This is a genomic window from Candidatus Viadribacter manganicus, assembly GCF_001679665.1.
GTDB classification, from domain to species: domain Bacteria; phylum Pseudomonadota; class Alphaproteobacteria; order Caulobacterales; family Aquidulcibacteraceae; genus Vitreimonas; species Vitreimonas manganica.
This window is the reverse complement of the sequence record NZ_CP013244.1, coordinates 980,843-998,937: the sequence shown is the minus strand read 5'-3', so window position 1 is coordinate 998,937 and position 18,095 is coordinate 980,843. Positions and strand designations below refer to the sequence as shown.

Below are 18,095 nucleotides of genomic sequence, written 5' to 3'. Positions count from 1 at the left end.
AAATACTGCCCCCTTCGAAGCGCTCTTGTCTGCCTGCATGAGCCAGGGAATCGGGCAGAGCATTTACGGGAGGGGCGCTGCGGTTATCGCCGCCGCGTTGACTCTTGCCGTCCCCGGTATCGCCCAAGCTCAGCAGCAACAGCCCAACGCCGCCCCGCAACGTCTCGTCCCCGTCACCGCCGGTGCGAGCCGCTACGCGACGCCCGACGGTTCTGTCCGCTTCGTGCTCGATCGCTCCGGCGGCCGCGCCGCCCTGGTGCAATTCGAGGGTGATCCCGAAGTCCATGTGCTTCGCCCGACAATGGGTGCGGGGGGCGATGAGATTTTCCAATCAGAGAACGGCGATGTTCGTCTGCGCGTCACCTCGCATGGCGGGATTACGGTCTACACCCGCGCCAACCGCACCGGCGCGGCCGCTTCGGAAGAGGGGCGCGTCGCGCCGCTGACGCCGGAAGAGCTGGCGTTTGCCGAAATGCAGGCGCGCTTCCGCAGCATTCAAAATCGCGCGCGCCGCAGCATTGGTCAGCCGGTGCTGTTCACGGTGCCGGCGCAAATGACGCCGCTCGCGGCCGGCGTCGTGACCGACGCCGCCGAGCGCGCCGCCGAAGGCCTCACTGAAGCGCCGCTGACAAACGTGCGCCACGTCATCATCGTGATAGGCCGCGCACCCGCGGTTGCGCTTCGTGGCGATACGCTCCTCATCCAGGTTGCCCCTCAGCTCGGCTATGCTGGGCGCCCTTCCTCCAGCGCCATCCGCAATGTCGTGATGGGGCAGGTGCAAGGCCCCGAACAGTAAGACGCAAACGCCGCCCAAGGAGGCGGCTTTTTCTTAGCCTTTGAAATTGTCCTTGCGCTTGCGGATGTCCGCGAACGCCTCCCAATCCGCGATCTCTGGCATCAAAGCCGGCGCGCGCAAGAAGGGGTTGGTTTCCTTTTCAATGCGCAATGTCATCGGCACCGTTGGTTTTCCCGCGGCGCGCAATTGATCAATCTCAGCGGCGCGTTTCACCAAAGCCTGGTTTTGCGGGTCGACGGACAACGCAAAGCGGGCATTCGACTGCGTATATTCGTGTGCGCAGTACAACGTCGCATCGTCCGGTAGCGCTGCGAGTTTCTGCAAACTCGCCCACATCTGTTGTGGCGTGCCCTCAAACAGGCGTCCGCAACCAAGAGCGAACAGCGCGTCGCCAACGAATGCGACCTTGTCCGCATCAAACACAAAAGCGATGTGCCCCAGCGTATGCCCGCCCACGTTCAAGACGCGCGCCTCGGCGCCGCCAAGGTGCACGCGATCGCCTTCATCGACGATGCGATCCGGCGCCAACCCGATGCGCTCAACTTCAGATGGCCCCGTCACCGCAGCGCCAGTCTTGGCCTTGATCGCCGCATTGCCGCCAGCGTGGTCAGGATGCCAGTGCGTGTTCCAGATATCGGTAATGCGCCAGTTCCGCGCGTCGGCTTGGCGCAAGATCTCTTCAGCGTCCGGCGTGTCGATCGTTGCCGTCGCGCCCGTTGCCGGATCATGGACAAGGAACCCGTAATTGTCGGAGAGGCAGGGGAATTGATGGATTTGAAGCATTTCCTAGCTTAGCCCTCAGAAGCCATGCGCGTCGATGTTCTCGCTCTCCAGCGCTTTTACGCTTCGTCCTTGGGCGAAGCGGCGCGTCGGGCTGCGGCGCGGCGACTAGCGGCGCTGTGGCCGCATGCTGATGGCCTCGATGTTTTAGGTGTGGGTTACCCAACGCCATATCTCGATCGATTTCGGGCCGCTGCGCGGCGCGTGGTTGTGACTATGCCTGCCGCGCAAGGCGTTGAGCCCTGGCCCGCCAACGGTAAGGTCGCCACGACTCTCTCGGAAGAAGCGCGCCTGCCGTTCATGGATGCAGTGTTTGACCGGGTGTTGCTCGTGCATGCGCTGGAGGAGTGCGACGCTGTCCACGCCATGCTGCGCGAAGTTTGGCGGGTCATGGCCCCCGAAGGGCGGCTCGTCGTCATCGCTTCAAACCGCTGGAGCCTATGGGCGCAATCGGACGCATCGCCCTTCGGCTATGGCCGCCCGTATTCGCGCACGCAGCTCGCGGCATTGCTCGGCGATTCCATGTTCGAGCCGGTGGTTTCTGCGCGCGCGCTGTACGTTCCGCCATGGCGCCGGGCGGCGGGCGCTGCCGAGCCGTTCGAACGCGTTGGCGAGTTGCTCTGGCCTGCGCAGGGCGGCTTGGTGCTCATGGAGGCAGTGAAGCGGCTCTACGCAACCACGGCGCGATCTGAGGGGCGTGTCCTTTTGGCCAAAGCTCCGCCGCGAAAACGTCCTGAGACGAAAGGCGCCTTGCCCGAGAACAATCGCGACACCTAAGTATTGGCGTAGGGCTGCGTCATGAAACTCATCACCGCTATCATCAAACCAAGCCGTCTCGATCCAGTGCTAGACGCACTGAAGGAAGTTGGTTGCGGTGGCATCACCGTTTCGGAGGTGCGTGGCTTCGGTCGCCAGAAGGGCAAGACGGAAGTCTATCGCGGCGCCGAGTACGAAGTGAAACTGCTGCCTAAGATGAAGCTCGAAATCGTCGCTCAGGCGGACGCCGTCGAGCGGATCATTGAGGCTATCAGCGAAGCCGCAAAAACCGGGAAGATCGGCGACGGCAAGATCTGGGTCGCCGATCTGGACAGCATCTTGCGGATTCGTACCGGTGAAACCGGGCAGGCAGCCGTCGAAACCTAAAATGGCGGCTGAGCCGCCACATCGTACCCACAAGGCCGTTCGTCGCACCCCCGATGCGGCAGCCTGCGATTGGGCTAGGATCGCCGACGGCAGGCAACCTTAGCCTCTGAAGGGGAATTACCCATGGAACTTTCACGGCGCTCACTTCTGGGCGCATCAGCGGCAGGCTTCGTCCTCGCTGCGTGCTCGCGTACGGCCTCCGCTGGCGATCTCAATGGCATTCTCGATCGTCTCTCGACGGACATCCTGCGTGAACTGCCGGAATACTCCACTTCGCTCTCGATCTCTGAAGAGCAAGCCGGCGGCCGCTACATCGATCGCTTGAGCGATGCGTCGCGCGCCGGCGCTGAACGCATGCTGCAGATTTCGCAAAACGCCGTCACTCAACTCGAAGCGATCAGCCGTGACTCGCTCTCGGCCCAAGACGCAGTCACGCACGATGTCGTCTTGACCGCGCTTCAGGATGGAATCGCCTCGTCGCATTACAAGACCGGCGGCGGCGCTCAAGCGCCGTACACCGTCACCCAGCTCACTGGCGCATACACGAACATCCCGGACTTCCTCGCAAGCCAGCACCCGGTCACCAACCGTGAGCAAGCTGACGCTTATCTCGCGCGCCTCACGGCCTATGGCCGCGTGCTCGATCAAGAGTCCGAGCGCATTGGTCTTGATGCGGGCGATGGCGTGATCGCGCCTGACTTCGCCCTTGATGGCGCGTTGGCCCAGCTCGGCGCCTTCCGCGGCGCCGCGCCGGCGCAAACCGTTCTGGTGTCCTCGTTCCAGCAACGTCTCGCGGGCGTGGCCGACATTACCGACGCCGACAAGGCGACGCTGCTCGCTCAAGCCGAGACGATCGTACGCGACACGGTTCTGCCGGCTTATCAGCGTCAGATCGATGCGATCACCGCGATCCGTCCGCGCGCGACCCATGACGCCGGCGTGTGGAAATTGCCCGACGGCGAGGCGCTCTACGCCACCGCCCTCAAGGCTTACACCACGACCTCGATGGCCCCGGACGAAATCCACCAAATGGGTCTCGACCTCATCGCGCAGTTCACGGCGGAGATGGACACGATCCTGCGTGCACAAGGCATGACGCGCGGCTCAGTCGCTGAACGCATTGGCGCGCTCGGCCGCCGCCCGGATCAAATCTATCCGAGCACGGATGCGGGCCGTGAGCGTTTGCTTGCCGACCTCAACGCGCAGGTCGCTGCAATCCGCGCGCGTATGCCGGAAGTGTGCGGCGTGCAGGCGCGCGCGCCGCTCGAGATCAAGCGCGTGCCTGAATACACCCAGGCCGGCGCTCCCGGCGGCTACTATCAAGGCGCAGCTCTCGATGGTTCGCGTCCTGGCGCGTACTACATCAACCTGCGCGATCCGGCGACGGAATGGCCCAAGTTCACGCTGCCGACGCTCACCTATCACGAGGGCGTCCCGGGCCACCATTGGCAGATCGCAATCCAGCAAGAGTCGGGCTCGATCCCGTTCATTCGTAGCGCGCTGCTGGGCTTTAGTGCCTACGCTGAAGGTTGGGGTCTCTACGCTGAACAACTCGCCGATGAGATGGGCATGTATGCCAACGATCCGTTCGGCAAGATCGGTTACCTGCAATCGGCGACGTTCCGCGCTTCGCGTCTCGTTTGCGATACGGGTCTCCACTCGAAGCGCTGGACCCGTGAGCAGGCGATCGACTCGATGGTTGCAGCCACCGGCGATCAACGTTCGAACGTCACCACGGAAATCGAACGCTATTGCGTGTGGCCGGGCCAAGCCTGCAGCTACATGGTTGGCCGCCAAGCCTTGAACCGCATGCGCGAAGGCGCACGCACGACGCTCGGCGCCAACTTCGATCTGAAGGGCTTCCACGATGCGGTGCTGACGAACGGCTCGACGCCGCTCTCAGTCACGGAATCGCTGGTCAGCCAGTGGGTCGCAACGGTCTCAGGGCCGGCGCAGAACTAAGACAAAGCAGTTCGAAAGAACGGCAGGCGGCGGCGTGGGGACACTCACGCCGCCGCTTTCTTTTCTCGGACTTCCGGGCGGGGGATTTGTCTGCGTCTGCCGAGAAAGCGCACGCCTTTGAGCCACATGAGCAGCGCTTCCCAATGAATGCCGGCAATGACCTTGAAGGTCATCAGCGGGTTGGCGAGCCACACACGAAAAAGATGTGCGTCGGTGAGCTCAAGGTGCGTCCCCGCGAACGATGCTGTGAGGGCGACGTCGTCGCCGCGCCGAACGATCATTCCGACAGACACTCGCTCTCCGGGCGGGGTAATGTTGAACTCGTATCGGAGGCCGCCTTCGAGGAATGGCGAGACGAAGAACGCCTTCGCGCAGTTCTGCGTGAGCGCGCCATTGGGCTCCATCCGCGGTGGCAATACGTAAAAATGGCTTTCGCCGAACGTGTTGGACACTTCGTGGACAAGCGCGGCCACCGATCCGTCGGGATGATAGCAGAAGTAAACGCTGAGCGGATTGAACACGTAGTTGAAGAGCCGGGGCATCGTCAGCAGCACGACCCGCCCACCACTCCATGCAATGCCCGCATCGCGAAGTTTTGCTTCGATCTGTGGTTTCAGCGGAGCGTCGCGTCGATCTGCATGGTCGCGATCGAAAAACGAAAACAGCGCACCATGGTTGTGCTTCAGTAACTTCATCCCGGTGGGCATTTCGTCGAGATCAAGCGTCAACATGAACACCGGATAGCGCAGCCGATGCTTGCCTGGCCGCACGTGGGCCACGTGTCCGGTGTAGATCGCGTTCATGCCGCAACCGCAGGCGGCAGCGCTGGCGCGCTGACGTGGATGCGACCGGATTCATTGTCCACGCGCCATGGGCGGCGCACGTCGCCGAGTTGCTCCGCAACGGCGAGGCCCGATTGCAGGCCATCTTCGTGGAAGCCTGAACCGAAGTGCGCGCCGCAGAACCAGGTGTTGCGCACGCCCTGCAAAGACCAGAGGCGCTCTTGAGCCCGGATCGCCGCCGCGTCGAAAAGCGGGTGATCGTAGCTCGTCTCGTAGAGCACTGTCTCCGCGCGAGGCTCGCTGCGCGGATTTAAGGTGAGAAAAATCTGCTCGCGGCTTTGGATGTTCTGCAGTTTGTTCATCCAATAACTGACCACGCACCCGCCTTCCGGGCTGTCGCCGACATAGTTCCAGCTCGCCCAAAGCGGCTCGCGGCGCGGCATAAACGACGTGTCTGTGTGGAGGACGGCGCGATTTTTCGCGTACCGGAAGGCGCCCAGCAGCGCGCGCTCTTCGGCGCTTGGGTCTTCAAGCATTGCAAGTGCTTCATCGCCATGCGTCGCGATAACGACATCGTCGTAGCGCTCCACGCGGCCGTGCGCGTCACGCACCCAAACGCCGCCAGCCTCGCGCCGAACTGAAACAGCGCCTGCATTGAGACGAGCGCGATCGGCAAAATTGGCTGTCAATTTCTCTACGTAGGCGCGGCTGCCGCCTTCAACCGTGCGCCAAGCTGGGCGGCCTTTGAGTTTCAAGAGGCCATGGTTTTCGAAGAAGCGAACGAAAGCGCACGCAGGGTAGTGGTGAATGTCACCCATCGACGCTGACCAGATCGCAGCTGCCTGGGGCAGAAGGTGATCACGCTGGAAGGCATCGCCGTAACCGTTGTGATCCAGGTATTCCCCAAGCGAGATCATTGAATCGCGTGTCGCCAGCAGCTCCAGCGGCGCGCGCCGATAGAACCGCAATAGGTCCCACGTCATTGACCAGAAGCGCGGGCTGATAAGATTGCGCCCGCCACACAAGAAGGCCGATGTGTCGACGGAAGAGTATTCCGTGTCGCCGCCGCGGAGCGAAACGCCGAAGGACATGTCCGACACCTTGGTCTCGACGCCGAGGTGTTGGAACAGAGCGATCAGATTGGGGTAGGTGGCGTCGTTAAAGACGATGAAGCCAGTATCGACCGGCGTGGGGCCGAGGCTGGTCTCAACCGTCACGGTGTTAGAATGCCCACCCAGGCGGCCATTCTTTTCATAAACCGTGACGTCGTGCTTTTGGCTCAGCAGCCATGCCGCGGACATTCCGGCTATGCCCGAGCCAATCACAGCGATATTTTGGCGGCGCGCATTGCTGCTGGAGGTAAAGGCCATCGATTGTTCCCGCTCCAGCGCGCCTAACGCAGGCTGGTATGGGTCAAGATACGGCTGGTGCGCGCCCGCGGTTCACTGTGATCCGGCCCCGGCGCCCGCGCGTATGATGCTCAATGTGTGCGATGGCCTACGCTCCCAGCCCCGTTCCGGTGGCGCGTCCTCTACGCCGGAGGTCGCGGGTCGTGGATGAGCGCGCCGTCAAGTCAGATGAACAATTGCTTGTCCTGGTCGCTCAGGGTGACCGCGTGGCGTTTGCGCGCCTGTTCGGCGCCTATGCTGGCAAGGTGAAGGGCTATCTCATTCGTCTCGGCGCACCCGCGGCAGTCGCCGAAGACTTGATGCAGGACGCCATGGTCTCGATTTGGCGTCGAGCGGCCTCATTCGACGCGGCCAAGGCGAAGGCCTCGACCTGGATTTTCGTCATCGCCCGGAACGCATGGATCGACAAACTGCGCCGCGAGAAAACAGAGCTGGCGTATCGGCAGACGACCATACTCAGTGAAGAGAGCGACGATGAATCGCCCGACGACGCGGCCGTTCGTGGTCAGACCGAAGCTCAGGTCGAGCAGGCTTTGGCAACGTTGTCGCCGGATCAGCGCGAAGTCGTTCAGCTCTCGTTTTTCGAGGATCGGCCGCATTCAGAAATCGCGGAGCGCTTATCGCTTCCGCTTGGCACGGTTAAATCGCGTTTGCGGCTAGCGCTCATGAAGCTGCGTGCGCATTGGGAGCAATACAAGTGAGTCCGCGCCAACACCCCACCGACGATATCCTTGCTGAATACACGGCAGGCGCGCTTGAGCCCGGCTTCGGGCTAGTTGTAGCCGCGCACCTTGAAGCTTGTGCGCATTGCCGTGCACGTGTCGCATCGTTCGAAGCAGCTTCGGGCGCAGCTTTGAAGGACATGCCCGAGACGGCGATCGGCGCCGGCGCCCTCGATGATGTCCTGGCGCGTTTGGACAAGCCGCAACAGCCGGCCGCGGCAGACAAGCGTTCCTTCATCGAGCGTTTGCCGCTGAAGCAGAAGAAGTGGATTGCGCCTGGCGTTTGGGTGGCTGCCCTCGATACGCCGCACGCCGCCGAAGACCGCGTTTATTTGCTGTCGGTCGCGCCTGGTAAACCTGCCGCCCGGCACGGTCATTCCGGCGCGGAGTTTTGCACTGTCCTTAAAGGTGCGTTCCGTGATGAGACCGGTCTTTACGCCGCAGGCGACTTTGCGGCCGCCTATGACGACTTAAATCACCTGCCGGTGGTCGAGGGAGAGGAAGACTGTGTCTGTCTGTTCGCGACCGAGGGCCGTCTAAAGGCGCAAGGGTTGTTGGGTCAGTTGGCGTTCGCCTACGCGAACGTCTGAGATCGACGGCGGCATCTCGTCATCCCACGCAAGCTAGGGCATAGCTCCGGGCTCAAGACTGGCCGGGAGCGCCTCAATGACTGCGAACACTGGCTCGGTTGCATCGTCGCCGCTCGCAACGGGCGGGCGCATATCCGAAATCGACATGATGCGCGGTTTCGTGATCGTCTTGATGGCGCTTGATCACGTCCGCGATTATTTCCTCGGCGGCCCCGGCATGGCTGGGATCGGCGGAAATCTGCTCGACCCCACAACGACGACGCCAGCGCTCTATATCACGCGCTGGGTCACGCACCTTTGCGCGCCGACCTTTGTCTTGCTGACCGGCGTCTCCGCTTACTTACAGTTCGCGAAGGGCAAAAGCACAGCTCAGCTCTCGCGCTTTCTTGTGACGCGTGGACTGTGGCTCATCTTTTTGGAAATGACGGTGATTAGTTTCGGCTGGTCCTTCGGCTTTCCGTACCCGTTCTTCATGCAAGTCATCTGGGCCATAGGCTTCAGCATGCTCGCTTTAGCGGCGCTTATCTGGCTGCCGCGCCAGGCCGTGCTGGCCATCGGCATCATCATTGTAGCCGGCCACAACCTCCTGGATCCCTTGAGCGCCGAACAGCTCGGCATGGTTTGGAGTTTCTTGCACGACGGCGGTCCCGTCTTCGTAGGCGGCGCACCTGTCGGCTTGTTCGCATATCCCGTGTTGCCATGGATCGGCGTTGCCGCATTGGGGTATGGCCTTGGCGGCGTATTCACCGAACCCTCAGAGAAGCGCACGCGCACAATCTTCATGTTCGGCCTTGCGATGTTGTTCGCGTTTCTCGTGTTGCGCGGATCGATGATCTATGGCGATCCCGCCTTCACCACCGGACCAGAAGGCGAGTGGCGCGATTGGCGCACGCAAAGTTCGATGGGCGCCGCCTTCATGGTGTTTTTCGACGTCCAGAAGTATCCGCCATCCTTGCAATTTGCGCTGGTGACGCTCGGCATCATGTTCACGCTCTGGCCGCTCTTCGCGCGCCTGCGCGGCCCGGTGGCTTCAGTGCTCAACACGTTCGGCGCCGTGCCGTTTTTCTTCTACGTGCTGCACATCTATCTTATCCATCTCCTCGCCATCGCGGCCAACGCGGCGGCCGGCAATAACCCGGAGGGGTTGTTCAATTACATGATCAATGTCTTCGTCTCGCCCGAAAAGCTCGAAGGGCTCGGCTTTAGTCTAGGTTGGGTTTATCTGGCGTGGATCATCGTGCTGGCGTTGCTTTATCCGCTCTGCCGTTATTGGCAGGGACTAAAAGCGCGCCGCCGCGACTGGTGGCTGTCTTATCTTTAAGCCGCTTGGCGCATTTGCACGGACGCTGCGATGCGATCGGCGTAAGGCGTCAGCAAAGGCGGCCGGTAGTTTGGGTTTGCCGCAAAGCGTAGGCGCGCCGTTTCGTGTAAGTCCTCGTAGCGATTGAGCCCGGTGCGCCAGCGCGAGGTCAGCGCGCGCATGATTGGAAAGCCCTTGCCGTCCACGGAGGGCGTGATCGGATCGATATCCGCAAGACACCCGGAAATCACCGAGCCCGGCTCACGCGCGATCGCCAGCCCCGCCAGCTCCGCCCCTTCCAGCACCCACATCAGCGCGCAATTTGAAAGCCCACGCGCCGCACCGCCGCCAACGCCGCCATGGTCTCCGGGGAACCATTGTTGCGCCACGCGTGGCCGGGTGCCTGGCGTGTTGAAGGCGTCGATATTGCTCCATAGCGTCGGCGTGAACGCAGCGCGCCGTTCATCTATCGCGACCGCGTGGCGCGCGTGCTCAACGCACCGCGATAGCGCTGTGTCGTGAAACTCATATTGCGCGTTAAGACCAATCGAGATTGGCAAGATCCGTGGAATGCCCAGCTGCCCCACCGTGTCCCAAACGCCAAGATAGCGGATCGATAGGTCAACCGGCGGCGACGTGAACGGGCGGGCAAGCCTTGGCCATGCAATCGCATGCGCCATGCGGAAGCGCTCAGCTTCTTCGCTATCGGCTGAAAGTTCGCGGTGACGGTAGAGTTCCAGTGCTTGTCGCGATTTGTCGACATGCTCGCGCCGCAGCACCCCAATCTTTCGCAGCAATCCAGCGAGCGAGCGCACCGTGTAGGCCCCGCGCGAAAACCCGAAGAGATAGATCTGATCGCCGGGTTCGTAGTTCAGGTTGATGAAGAGCCAAGCATCCAGCAGGTTGTCGTCCAGGTCGTCGCCGGTCATGCCCTGCCAAAGGCTGACCTTATCCAGCGACGCGCCGACGCCCGCCGAGTAGTAGACGATTTGCAGATTCCCTTTGGCGTCCCGCGACGCCACTGATCGCGCCGTCAGCGCGACGTTCGTGAGGCTGTCGCCGTAAAGGCGCTGCCAGGTGCCGTCGCAACAGATCACCAGACGCTTCATCTTGGGCGTCTCATGGCGTCAGCAAGAACACGGCTTCTTCGCAGAACCAGTTCGCGCGCCAGATGGTCTTGGCGAACGGCGCGCCGGCATGCCCGTGCGAGAGCGGCGCCGCGCGTTCGATGCCGAGGCGCATGTCGCGGGCAAGGTCTGCGAAATCGCGAACCGTGTAGCGGTGTAGCCATTCACTTTCGCCCAGTCGGCCTTTGCCGAGCAGCTGAAAGCGCTTGTCCCAGCGGCCGGCATTGCTGATCGACACGATGACGCGCTCACCAATGCGCGCCGCTTGCTTCAGCGCAGCTTGTGGCCGGCGCAGTTGCTGCAGCGTGCGCGAGAAAATGACGTAGTCGAAGGCGCCGCTCGGGAATTCGTTCAAGTCGCGTTCGGCATCGCCTTGCACGACCGACATGCCGCGCACCACGCAGCGATGCGCCTTGTTTGGATCCATTTCCAATCCGCGCACGCGCGCGCCGCGCTCACGCGCCAACAATTGCATCAGTGCGCCGTCGCCGCAGCCAACATCGAGCACGCGAGCGCCTTCGTTGACCATGCGCGAGATCACCAAATGATCCCCGCGTGGCTCGGCGCTGGTGAGTTCAAGCGGAGTAGGGTGAACCAGTTCGAGTTGCGCCATCATGCGCCTCCGCCATTGAGCGCCAGCCCGCGAGCGGCGGCGGATGCATCGATGAAGCCGGTCAACGCCGCTTCGAACGCGGGCTCATTGCCCATGTAGGCGTCGTGACCCTGTGCGCTGGTGATTTCGAGGAACGAGGCTTCGGCGCCTGCCGCCGCCAGCGCACGCGCGATCTCGCGGCCTTCTTCTGGCGGATAGCGCCAGTCGCTGGAGAAAGAAAAGACGCCGTGGCGTGTAGCGCCGCCTTGGAACGCGTTCGACAAACGGCCGCCGAAATCGGCCCCCAGATCGAAGCCATCCATCGCGCGCGAGAGATAAAGGTACGAATTGGCGTCGAAGCGATCGACGAAGCCGGCGCCTTGCTGTTGGCGCATGGTGTCGTTTGCGCCTTCCGCGTTGAATGCAAAGCGCTCCTGGGTTCGCGCACTTTCGAAGCGCGAGCGCACATCTTGCGCGGATAGCCCCGCCAGCTGCGCGGATGTACGTGCAACGCTGCCGCCACGTGTGGGCCGTACGCCGTGCTGAAGGTAGGCGCCATTGCGCCAATCGGGGTCAGCCATGATCGCTTGGCGGCCAAGTTCAGCGAGCGCAATGTTCTGCGCCGATTGCTTGGCAGCCGCCGCCACCGTGACGCACGAGAACACACGCTTTGGATAGGCGCTCGCCCATTGCAGCGCCTGCATGCCGCCCATGCCGGGGCCGATCACGCAGAAGAGGTTTTCGATGCCCAAAGCTTCAACCAGCATGGCTTGAGCGCGCACGGCATCCGCCATCGTAATCGCCGGCAGCCGCAAAGAGTGGGGCAGGCCGTCCGGCGCAATCGTGCCGGGACCAGTCGTACCCATCGAGCCGCCGAGCACGTTCGAGCAAATAACGAAGAACCGGTTGGTGTCGATCGGGCGGCCCGGCCCTACAATGCGTGGCCACCAAGCGGGACGTCCCGTGATTGGGTTCGGGCTCGCGACGAACTGATCGCCCGTCAGGGAATGGCAGACCAAAACCGCGTTGGTGCGATCTGGATTTAGCGCGCCGTAGGTTTCGAACGCCACCGCGAGGGGCGCCAAAGCCTCGCCGCTCGACAATTGCAGCGGTGTTGACGCGTCAAACGCCAGTGAGCGTACGCCGCCCGCCGCCTGAAGTTTCGCTGCTGCGCCACCTGCATGAATCATGTGGGCGTGTATAAACTGCGTCGCGAGGGAAATATCCCCCTGGGACGGGCGGCTGCTGTTGAAGACTCGCGTTGCACGCGGGTCGTTGGCGTGGCGCATGAAAGGCCGCTAAGGTTCCGACGATGAACGACCAGAGCCCCCCAGCCGGTTCGCCACTCGAAACGATCCGCGCCGAGATCGACGGCATCGACAAGAACTTGTTGTCGCTGCTCGCCGAGCGTCTGCGCGCCGTGGACAAGATGGCGGGCCTGAAGCCGCCCGAATCCGGTTTGCCGATCCGCCCAGGCCGCGAAGTCGCTTTGCTGCGGCGGCTCGTTGCCGAAGCGCCCGCGCCACTGGAGCGCGAGTTTGTCGTCGAAGTTTGGCGCGCCATGATCGCCGCCTCGCTGCGCCGGCAGCGCAACATCGATGTTGTCGTCGGCGGCGGCCGCGGCGATCCCACGCGCCTGTTCGATATTGCGCGCCGTCATTTCGGCGCCCGAACGCGGATCAAGGATCTCGGTGAGCCGCAAGCTGCGCTCCAGAAGGCCGCCGAGAATCCAGACACCATCGTCGCCGTGACCAGCTGGCCCGCCGCACCCGGGGTCGGCGCCTGGTGGCCAGCCTTGTCGGAACGCCGCTTCCACAATCTTCATCTCATCGCCGGCTTGCCGTTGCATGGCTCGGCGGAAGATCCAGAAGCGGCCGTCTTTGCGGCATCTCCAACGGAAGAGGCAGGCGCTGACATCACGTTGTTGATGGCGTTCGATCCCCACCACCGCCTGCAACGGGCGCTCAACGAAGTCGGCCTCAACGGCCGCGAGGTCGCTCGCGCTGAGCCGCGCGTCCTGCTGCGGGTAGATGGCTTCTTGGCGCTCGATGACGCCCGCGCTGGTGCGCTCGCGCGCGCTGGGCTTGAGAGCGTGCGCGTACTCGGTTCGTACGCACGCGTCTGATGGCGATGATTTTCGATCGCATCGCCATTATTGGCGCGGGCCTAATTGGCGCGTCGATCGTTCGCGCCGCCCAGGCAAGCGGCGCGGCGAACACCATTCATGTCTATGACGCCGATCCGGCGGTGCGTGCGCGCGCAAGAGAGATCGGCCTGGGCGAAGTTTTCGACGATCCTGAAAAAGCCGTCGCCATGGCCGAGTTGGTCGTGCTGGCCACTCCGGTGGGCGCGATGGGCGCGGCTGCCGCTGCGTGCGCGCGCGGCCTGAAGATTGGTGCGATCGTCACTGACGTTGGCTCGGTAAAGCAGGCGGTGGTGACGGCGGTGGCGGCGAACTTGCCAACTTACGTCTACTTCGTTCCAGGTCACCCGCTCGCGGGTACTGAGCATTCCGGGCCGGACGCGGGCTTTGCAACGCTGTTTCACAACCGCTGGCAGATCCTCACGCCATTGCCCGATCAAGGTCCAGCTTACCCCGCCGCAATTGATCAGCTTGAAGCTTTCTGGCGCGCGCTTGGCGCCAACGTCGAACGCATGGATCCGGCGCGCCATGACGTCGTACTTGCTGTCACTAGCCACTTGCCGCACTTGATCGCCTTCAACATCGTGGCCATGGCCGAGGATTTGGAGAGCGTCACCGAAAGCGAAGTGGTGAAGTATTCCGCATCGGGTTTCCGCGATTTCACCCGTATCGCTGCTAGCGATCCGACCATGTGGCGCGACGTGTTCTTGAACAATCGCGATGCCGTGCTCGAAGTGCTGGGCCGTTTTTCGGAGGATCTTGCCGCGCTTCAGCGAGCTATTCGTTGGGGTGAAGGCGAGACGCTCTACGATCTCTTCGATCGCGCGCGGCGCATGCGCCGTGAGGTCATCGACGCTGGTCAGGACACCGCTGCGCCAAATTGGGGCCGAGACGAAACTCCGAGCTAATACAACGGCGGCAGCGGTCGCACGGGCAAGTCTTCAATGCTCAGAACGCCATCATGGGCGCCGATGTCGAGCGTGATATCGTTGCCGGTGACGACATAGCCGGCGGCGAGCAAGCTCAGAGCGCGGCGTGCGTCGCCGTCGATCCGCGGACCGTTGGCGATCGCCGTCAGCACAGGCGCGGGACGCTCCACCGGAAGCACTAGCCGGCCATCGAGCCTGCGCTGTTCGTCGAGCCCGCCTTCGCCTGTGCCTGTTGTTTGCAAAGGTCCCCAATTGAGTTCGAGCGCGTCAAACCGTAAGCGGCCTCCGCCTTCACGCCAAACGCGAAGCGGATCTCCTGGCGAAGATTGCAGCAAAAGTGCGCCATCAGTGATGACGATCGCCGCGCGCATGCGCGCTACATCGAGCCCGAACGTTTCGAAGCTGCGCACCGGACGTGGCAGCGTCACTGTCTGTGCGTCGAACGCAAGTTGATATTCGCCGTCGGCGCGCCGATCGGGTCGAACGTTGGCGACGACCTTCACCGCATGCAAAACGCCTTCTTCCGCGGGGTCGTCAAGCACCAGATTGTCCGCCTCGATGCCGGCTACCGCGAGCGCGCCGTTTTCCGTTCGCAGGCTCGCAATCAGCGCATCGGCGCTGACGTTAGTTGTCGCTCCGCCAGCGCGTGTGATTGCGAGGGGGGCCTTCGATTCCACGATGACGTGGCGTGGGTTGAGTACGTCGACGCTCAAGTCGGCGCGCGCAGTCTCGGCGCTCCAGCCGCTGCGCGCCGATGTGTAGCTCAGGCCTTGCAGCTCAAGTCGAAGCAAAACCGGAAAGCCGTGGCGAACGACGTTGTCGACTTCGACAGTCGCGCCGCCGGCATTTTGCTCAAACGCCCAAGCATGGATGCGGCGTTCAGCTTCAGAGGCCAGATAGTTCCAGTAGAAAATCCAACCCAAAGCCGCCGCAACGAACAGCGCCCAAGGAATAGCAATCCAATATCCGCGGAGCTTCATTGCGCTAGGGTGCGACGCTTATCGGGCGGCAGCAAGGCCTGGCTTTCGGTTTCCAGGACACGCTCGAGTTCGCGCATAAATTCGTCACGCGGCAGCCCTGGCGGAATTGGTGGCAATACCTTGAAGGTCACGTGACCTGGTTTGCGCATGATGCCCTTGGGCTTCCAGATGAGGCCGGTGTTGAGCGCCACTGGCGTCACCGGAACGCCAAGGTCTTTGTACATCGCAGCGATGCCGGGCTTGTAATCGGGTGGCGCGTCAAGTTCTTGGCGCGTGCCCTCTGGGAAGATCAGCACTTGGCCGCCCTTCGCGACAGCATCGCGTGCGCCGCGCACGAGGCTCTTCAACGCCTTCGCGTGGCCGCCACGATCGACGCCAATTTGATTGCGCTTTAGATAAGCGCCCATAACCGGCACGCCGCCGAGCTCCGCTTTGTAAACATAGACGGGGCGCGGCAGGAACAAAGCCGGCGCGACGGTATCCAGCGTCGATTGGTGCTTCATCGCGATCAGCGCACCGCCTTCGGGCACATGCTCCAGGCCTTCGAAGCAAACGCGCGCGCCGATGATCCAGCGCAGGCCCCACACAGTTGCTCCGCCCCACGAGCGCAGCGCCGTCCACACGTGCCGCTCGTTGAACACCACCAACGGCCAGAGGACCAAACCGATGACGGCCATCGAGGCGTAGAACCAGATGACGAAAATAAACGAACGAATGAAAATCATGCCTCGCCCGGAGCCGCTTCAGTGTCGCTATTGCCGAGGCCGATCAACGCTTCCCGCCCGCGAATGACAAGGTATTTCACGTATTCGCCGCCCAAACGCATCGCCGCACCAAGATCGCTGCGCCAGAGCGCGGGGTCGGTCCATCGCGTTCGCACCGGGTAGGGGTGAATCTCAGCTTCCGGCAGCGCGACTTCAAGCTCAGCTTGGCTGCGCGGCATGTGATAATCGTCGGTCACCAGTATGATGTTGGTGTAGCGATGCTCGCGCGCCCATGCGGCGGTCTCGGAAGCGTTGCCCAATGTGTCTTCAGCGCGCCTGCCCACATCTATGCAGCATTCGCCGAGCGCAGGATCGACATGCAACGCATCGTAGAGTTCCGCATCAGTGACGATGCGATTGACGCCTGAGATCAGAAGTCGCTCGCCTTTGCGTTCTTCGAGCAAACGCACGCCTGTCGTCAGCCTCTCAAGCGATCCGCCAGTCAGCGCGACGATAGCTTGTGCGGTTGGCGGCTCCTCGGCCACTTGGCGCACATTCTTCGCAAAGCTCCAGAAGCCAGCGATGAACGCGACAAGCGCAATGATCGCCGCCCAGAAGAGCAACAACCGCATCAGCCGAGCCTCGCGGCCTGACCGTGAAAATGTCCAGCTGCCGCACGCGCGCCCGCGCCTGCAACAATCGCGGTGACCAGCGGCGCTGCCGCAATCGGAATGAAGTCGATGGGAAGAATCATGTTCGGCAGAGTGTTCAGTGTCGTGCCGGGGATAGCTAGCAACAACACTATTACGCCTGCGATAGCCGCCAGAATGCCTCCGGCGACACCAGCGTAAAGGCCAAGAACCGCCGCTTCATCGGCGATGCGGCCTGCGGTCTGGCTGCGTGTTGCGCCGAGATCGCACATCACCGTCACCATCTCGCGCCGGCGCGCCGCCAAGCCGCGCGCCGCAAGCCAAGCGATCACAGCCATCATCGCGGCGAACACGACAGATCCCCAGAACGCCGCGCTGCGCACGCGCGGGGCAAGGCCGCCACCGCCGGAAGCGTCCGGCGCTTCGATGACTTCAGCCGTAACGCCGCCCGCGGCGAGCGCAGCTACGATGTCCCCCGAGACGTCCGCCTGCGAAGAGGCGGGCGCCAGCTCAATCTCGATAAGCCTGAGATCGGGCACGTTTTCTGGATCGATGGTCTCGCCGCTGGCTTCGCTCAAGAGTGCGGCCGCCCGTCCCGCTGTCATCGGCGCCGCACTCGTCACGTGCGGCGCGCTGACCAAGGCCGATTCAGCCGCCGCCATGCCCGCAGGCCCGTCCGGCGCCAACACGCGCACGATCGCGTAGGCGTTTCGCGACTGCTCGTAATTGACCGCCACCCGATCCGCCGCCCGCGCCGCCAGCCCCGCCGCCGCCGCCGCGAACGCCGCAAACGCCAGAGTCCAAAAGAGCGCGCGCTCGACGCCAAGAAGCCCGCCTCTCATTCGTAGGCCTCCGCGTCCGCTGCCTCAGTCTGCTCCGGTTGCGATAGCCGGCCCCGATCAATGCGCCAGACCCACATGGGGGATACATCGCACAGCGTGTCATCTTGGCTGGCGATCACGACGCCGGCGCCGACGCGGCGCATTTCAGAGAGCAGGCGCACAATACGGCGCCCGTCTGCGGGGGACATGCCGGCGGTCGGATCGTCAGCGAGGATGAGATTTGGCTTGGCGGCAAGCGCGCGGGCTATGGCGGCCCTGCGTCGTTCCGCACCCGAAAGTTTTTCCACAGGCAACTCAGCCGCACCGCCGAGGCCAACGAATTCCACAAGTTCTCGCACGTCCTCAGCGTAGTCGCGCGGCTTTTGCCCAAGCATGCGCAGCGGCATCGCGACATTGTCGAACGTCGACCATTGCTCAATGAACACAGGATTTTCAGCAACATAGCCGACGCGGCGCTTCGCATCGGCGATCTCTCTTGCGCGCGCCCGCATTAAGTCGACGCCAAGTATTACACTTCGGCCAGACCGAGGCGGGAGCGCTAGCCGCAAGAGGTGCGTAAATGTAGTCTTGCCTGCAGCAGCGGGGCCGGTGATGAAGTTAACTTCTCCAGCACGAGCTTCAAAGTCGATCCCCATCAGAACGGT

Annotated in this window: 20 protein-coding genes; 9 read left to right on the top strand and 11 right to left on the bottom strand. The window is 62.8% G+C overall.

Annotation, left to right across the window (positions count from 1 at the left end; genetic code table 11):
- Positions 1 to 37 precede the first annotated feature (37 nt).
- A complete protein-coding gene (locus tag ATE48_RS19340; RefSeq protein ID WP_228126801.1) occupies positions 38 to 796 on the top strand; it encodes a DUF4908 domain-containing protein in 759 nt (252 codons plus the stop codon).
- Between the two features lie 33 nt (positions 797 to 829).
- Here ATE48_RS19340 and gloB read toward each other — a convergent pair whose 3' ends face one another.
- On the bottom strand, positions 830 to 1,579 hold the full coding sequence (gene gloB, locus ATE48_RS05395; protein ID WP_066768611.1) for a hydroxyacylglutathione hydrolase: 750 nt from the start codon (positions 1,577 to 1,579) through the stop codon (positions 830 to 832).
- A 24-nt stretch (positions 1,580 to 1,603) separates the two neighbouring features.
- Between gloB and ATE48_RS05390 the strand changes: the two genes are divergently transcribed.
- From ATE48_RS05390 to ATE48_RS05380, 3 genes are all read left to right on the top strand, one after another.
- Complete coding sequence (locus ATE48_RS05390; protein WP_066768608.1) at positions 1,604 to 2,353, top strand: methyltransferase domain-containing protein; 750 nt, start codon at positions 1,604 to 1,606, stop codon at positions 2,351 to 2,353.
- Between the two features lie 21 nt (positions 2,354 to 2,374).
- Positions 2,375 to 2,719 (top strand): P-II family nitrogen regulator, encoded by a 345-nt coding sequence (locus ATE48_RS05385; RefSeq protein WP_066768605.1) that lies wholly within the window; start codon positions 2,375 to 2,377, stop codon positions 2,717 to 2,719.
- 123 nt (positions 2,720 to 2,842) lie between these two features.
- Entirely contained in the window at positions 2,843 to 4,681 is a 1,839-nt protein-coding gene (locus ATE48_RS05380; RefSeq protein ID WP_066768597.1) for a DUF885 domain-containing protein, read from the top strand.
- A gap of 44 nt (positions 4,682 to 4,725) precedes the next feature.
- Here the strand turns inward: ATE48_RS05380 and ATE48_RS05375 are convergent, their stop codons facing one another.
- Both ATE48_RS05375 and ATE48_RS05370 read right to left on the bottom strand, forming a co-directional pair.
- Positions 4,726 to 5,484, bottom strand: a complete 759-nt coding sequence (locus ATE48_RS05375; RefSeq protein WP_066768593.1) for a DUF1365 domain-containing protein — start codon at positions 5,482 to 5,484, stop codon at positions 4,726 to 4,728.
- A complete protein-coding gene (locus tag ATE48_RS05370; RefSeq protein ID WP_066768588.1) occupies positions 5,481 to 6,833 on the bottom strand; it encodes an NAD(P)/FAD-dependent oxidoreductase in 1,353 nt (450 codons plus the stop codon). Before ATE48_RS05370 ends, ATE48_RS05375 begins: the two co-directional genes overlap by 4 nt.
- 182 nt (positions 6,834 to 7,015) lie before the next feature.
- On the opposite strand from ATE48_RS05370, the gene ATE48_RS05365 reads away from it, so the two are divergent.
- The 3 genes from ATE48_RS05365 (at position 7,016) to ATE48_RS05355 (ending at position 9,505) form a co-directional block, all read left to right on the top strand.
- Positions 7,016 to 7,573: a sigma-70 family RNA polymerase sigma factor gene (locus tag ATE48_RS05365; protein ID WP_066768585.1), complete on the top strand. Its 558-nt coding sequence runs from the start codon at positions 7,016 to 7,018 to the stop codon at positions 7,571 to 7,573.
- The gene (locus tag ATE48_RS05360) at positions 7,570 to 8,184 is read left to right on the top strand and encodes a ChrR family anti-sigma-E factor (protein WP_066768582.1); all 615 of its coding nucleotides are present in this window, start codon (positions 7,570 to 7,572) and stop codon (positions 8,182 to 8,184) included. The genes ATE48_RS05365 and ATE48_RS05360 overlap by 4 nt, the downstream gene beginning before the upstream one ends.
- Positions 8,185 to 8,260: 76 nt before the next feature.
- Entirely contained in the window at positions 8,261 to 9,505 is a 1,245-nt protein-coding gene (locus tag ATE48_RS05355; protein ID WP_066768580.1) for an acetyltransferase domain-containing protein, read from the top strand.
- Here the strand turns inward: ATE48_RS05355 and ATE48_RS05350 are convergent.
- Genes ATE48_RS05350 through metX form a run of 3 tightly spaced genes read right to left on the bottom strand, consistent with a single transcriptional unit; the run spans position 9,502 to position 12,393 of the window.
- On the bottom strand, positions 9,502 to 10,593 hold the full coding sequence (locus ATE48_RS05350; protein ID WP_066768579.1) for a DUF2235 domain-containing protein: 1,092 nt from the start codon (positions 10,591 to 10,593) through the stop codon (positions 9,502 to 9,504). The genes ATE48_RS05355 and ATE48_RS05350 overlap by 4 nt on opposite strands.
- 10 nt (positions 10,594 to 10,603) lie before the next feature.
- Positions 10,604 to 11,227, bottom strand: a complete 624-nt coding sequence (locus ATE48_RS05345; protein WP_228126800.1) for a methionine biosynthesis protein MetW — start codon at positions 11,225 to 11,227, stop codon at positions 10,604 to 10,606.
- Positions 11,224 to 12,393, bottom strand: coding sequence for a homoserine O-acetyltransferase MetX (gene metX / locus ATE48_RS05340; protein WP_066768572.1), 1,170 nt, complete (start codon positions 12,391 to 12,393; stop codon positions 11,224 to 11,226). The genes ATE48_RS05345 and metX overlap by 4 nt, the downstream gene beginning before the upstream one ends.
- Positions 12,394 to 12,515: 122 nt before the next feature.
- Here metX and ATE48_RS05335 point away from each other — a divergent pair, with 122 nt between their 5' ends.
- Positions 12,516 to 13,328: a chorismate mutase gene (locus tag ATE48_RS05335; protein WP_066768569.1), complete on the top strand. Its 813-nt coding sequence runs from the start codon at positions 12,516 to 12,518 to the stop codon at positions 13,326 to 13,328.
- Complete coding sequence (locus tag ATE48_RS05330; RefSeq protein ID WP_066768560.1) at positions 13,328 to 14,254, top strand: prephenate/arogenate dehydrogenase family protein; 927 nt, start codon at positions 13,328 to 13,330, stop codon at positions 14,252 to 14,254. Before ATE48_RS05335 ends, ATE48_RS05330 begins: the two co-directional genes overlap by 1 nt.
- On the opposite strand, the gene ATE48_RS05325 is transcribed toward ATE48_RS05330, so the two are convergent.
- The 5 genes from ATE48_RS05325 to ATE48_RS05305 are packed head-to-tail and all read right to left on the bottom strand — an operon-like array spanning position 14,251 to position 18,086.
- A complete protein-coding gene (locus tag ATE48_RS05325; protein WP_066768558.1) occupies positions 14,251 to 15,255 on the bottom strand; it encodes a DUF2125 domain-containing protein in 1,005 nt (334 codons plus the stop codon). The genes ATE48_RS05330 and ATE48_RS05325 overlap by 4 nt on opposite strands.
- Positions 15,252 to 15,980: a lysophospholipid acyltransferase family protein gene (locus ATE48_RS05320; protein WP_066768556.1), complete on the bottom strand. Its 729-nt coding sequence runs from the start codon at positions 15,978 to 15,980 to the stop codon at positions 15,252 to 15,254. Before ATE48_RS05320 ends, ATE48_RS05325 begins: the two co-directional genes overlap by 4 nt.
- A complete protein-coding gene (locus ATE48_RS05315; RefSeq protein WP_066768554.1) occupies positions 15,977 to 16,591 on the bottom strand; it encodes a YdcF family protein in 615 nt (204 codons plus the stop codon). The genes ATE48_RS05320 and ATE48_RS05315 overlap by 4 nt, the downstream gene beginning before the upstream one ends.
- Positions 16,591 to 17,451: an FtsX-like permease family protein gene (locus tag ATE48_RS05310; RefSeq protein ID WP_066768552.1), complete on the bottom strand. Its 861-nt coding sequence runs from the start codon at positions 17,449 to 17,451 to the stop codon at positions 16,591 to 16,593. Before ATE48_RS05310 ends, ATE48_RS05315 begins: the two co-directional genes overlap by 1 nt.
- Positions 17,448 to 18,086 (bottom strand): ATP-binding cassette domain-containing protein, encoded by a 639-nt coding sequence (locus tag ATE48_RS05305; RefSeq protein WP_228126883.1) that lies wholly within the window; start codon positions 18,084 to 18,086, stop codon positions 17,448 to 17,450. The genes ATE48_RS05310 and ATE48_RS05305 overlap by 4 nt, the downstream gene beginning before the upstream one ends.
- Positions 18,087 to 18,095 lie beyond the last annotated feature (9 nt).

Bases quoted from the DNA above. Each gene is read 5' to 3' on its own strand.
- ATE48_RS05385 (WP_066768605.1), top strand. From the start codon at position 2,375: ATGAAACTCATCACCGCTATCATCAAACCAAGCCGTCTCGATCCAGTG.
- ATE48_RS05345 (WP_228126800.1), bottom strand. From the start codon at position 11,227: ATGATGGCGCAACTCGAACTGGTTCACCCTACTCCGCTTGAACTCACC.
- ATE48_RS05305 (WP_228126883.1), bottom strand. From the start codon at position 18,086: ATGGGGATCGACTTTGAAGCTCGTGCTGGAGAAGTTAACTTCATCACC.
- ATE48_RS05320 (WP_066768556.1), bottom strand. From the start codon at position 15,980: ATGATTTTCATTCGTTCGTTTATTTTCGTCATCTGGTTCTACGCCTCG.
- ATE48_RS05325 (WP_066768558.1), bottom strand. From the start codon at position 15,255: ATGAAGCTCCGCGGATATTGGATTGCTATTCCTTGGGCGCTGTTCGTT.
- ATE48_RS05315 (WP_066768554.1), bottom strand. From the start codon at position 16,591: ATGCGGTTGTTGCTCTTCTGGGCGGCGATCATTGCGCTTGTCGCGTTC.
- ATE48_RS05350 (WP_066768579.1), bottom strand. From the start codon at position 10,593: ATGAAGCGTCTGGTGATCTGTTGCGACGGCACCTGGCAGCGCCTTTAC.
- ATE48_RS05370 (WP_066768588.1), bottom strand. From the start codon at position 6,833: ATGGCCTTTACCTCCAGCAGCAATGCGCGCCGCCAAAATATCGCTGTG.
- ATE48_RS05375 (WP_066768593.1), bottom strand. From the start codon at position 5,484: ATGAACGCGATCTACACCGGACACGTGGCCCACGTGCGGCCAGGCAAG.
- ATE48_RS19340 (WP_228126801.1), top strand. From the start codon at position 38: ATGAGCCAGGGAATCGGGCAGAGCATTTACGGGAGGGGCGCTGCGGTT.
- ATE48_RS05355 (WP_066768580.1), top strand. From the start codon at position 8,261: ATGACTGCGAACACTGGCTCGGTTGCATCGTCGCCGCTCGCAACGGGC.
- ATE48_RS05310 (WP_066768552.1), bottom strand. From the start codon at position 17,451: ATGAGAGGCGGGCTTCTTGGCGTCGAGCGCGCGCTCTTTTGGACTCTG.
- ATE48_RS05380 (WP_066768597.1), top strand. From the start codon at position 2,843: ATGGAACTTTCACGGCGCTCACTTCTGGGCGCATCAGCGGCAGGCTTC.
- gloB (WP_066768611.1), bottom strand. From the start codon at position 1,579: ATGCTTCAAATCCATCAATTCCCCTGCCTCTCCGACAATTACGGGTTC.
- ATE48_RS05390 (WP_066768608.1), top strand. From the start codon at position 1,604: ATGCGCGTCGATGTTCTCGCTCTCCAGCGCTTTTACGCTTCGTCCTTG.
- ATE48_RS05335 (WP_066768569.1), top strand. From the start codon at position 12,516: ATGAACGACCAGAGCCCCCCAGCCGGTTCGCCACTCGAAACGATCCGC.
- ATE48_RS05330 (WP_066768560.1), top strand. From the start codon at position 13,328: ATGGCGATGATTTTCGATCGCATCGCCATTATTGGCGCGGGCCTAATT.
- metX (WP_066768572.1), bottom strand. From the start codon at position 12,393: ATGATTCATGCAGGTGGCGCAGCAGCGAAACTTCAGGCGGCGGGCGGC.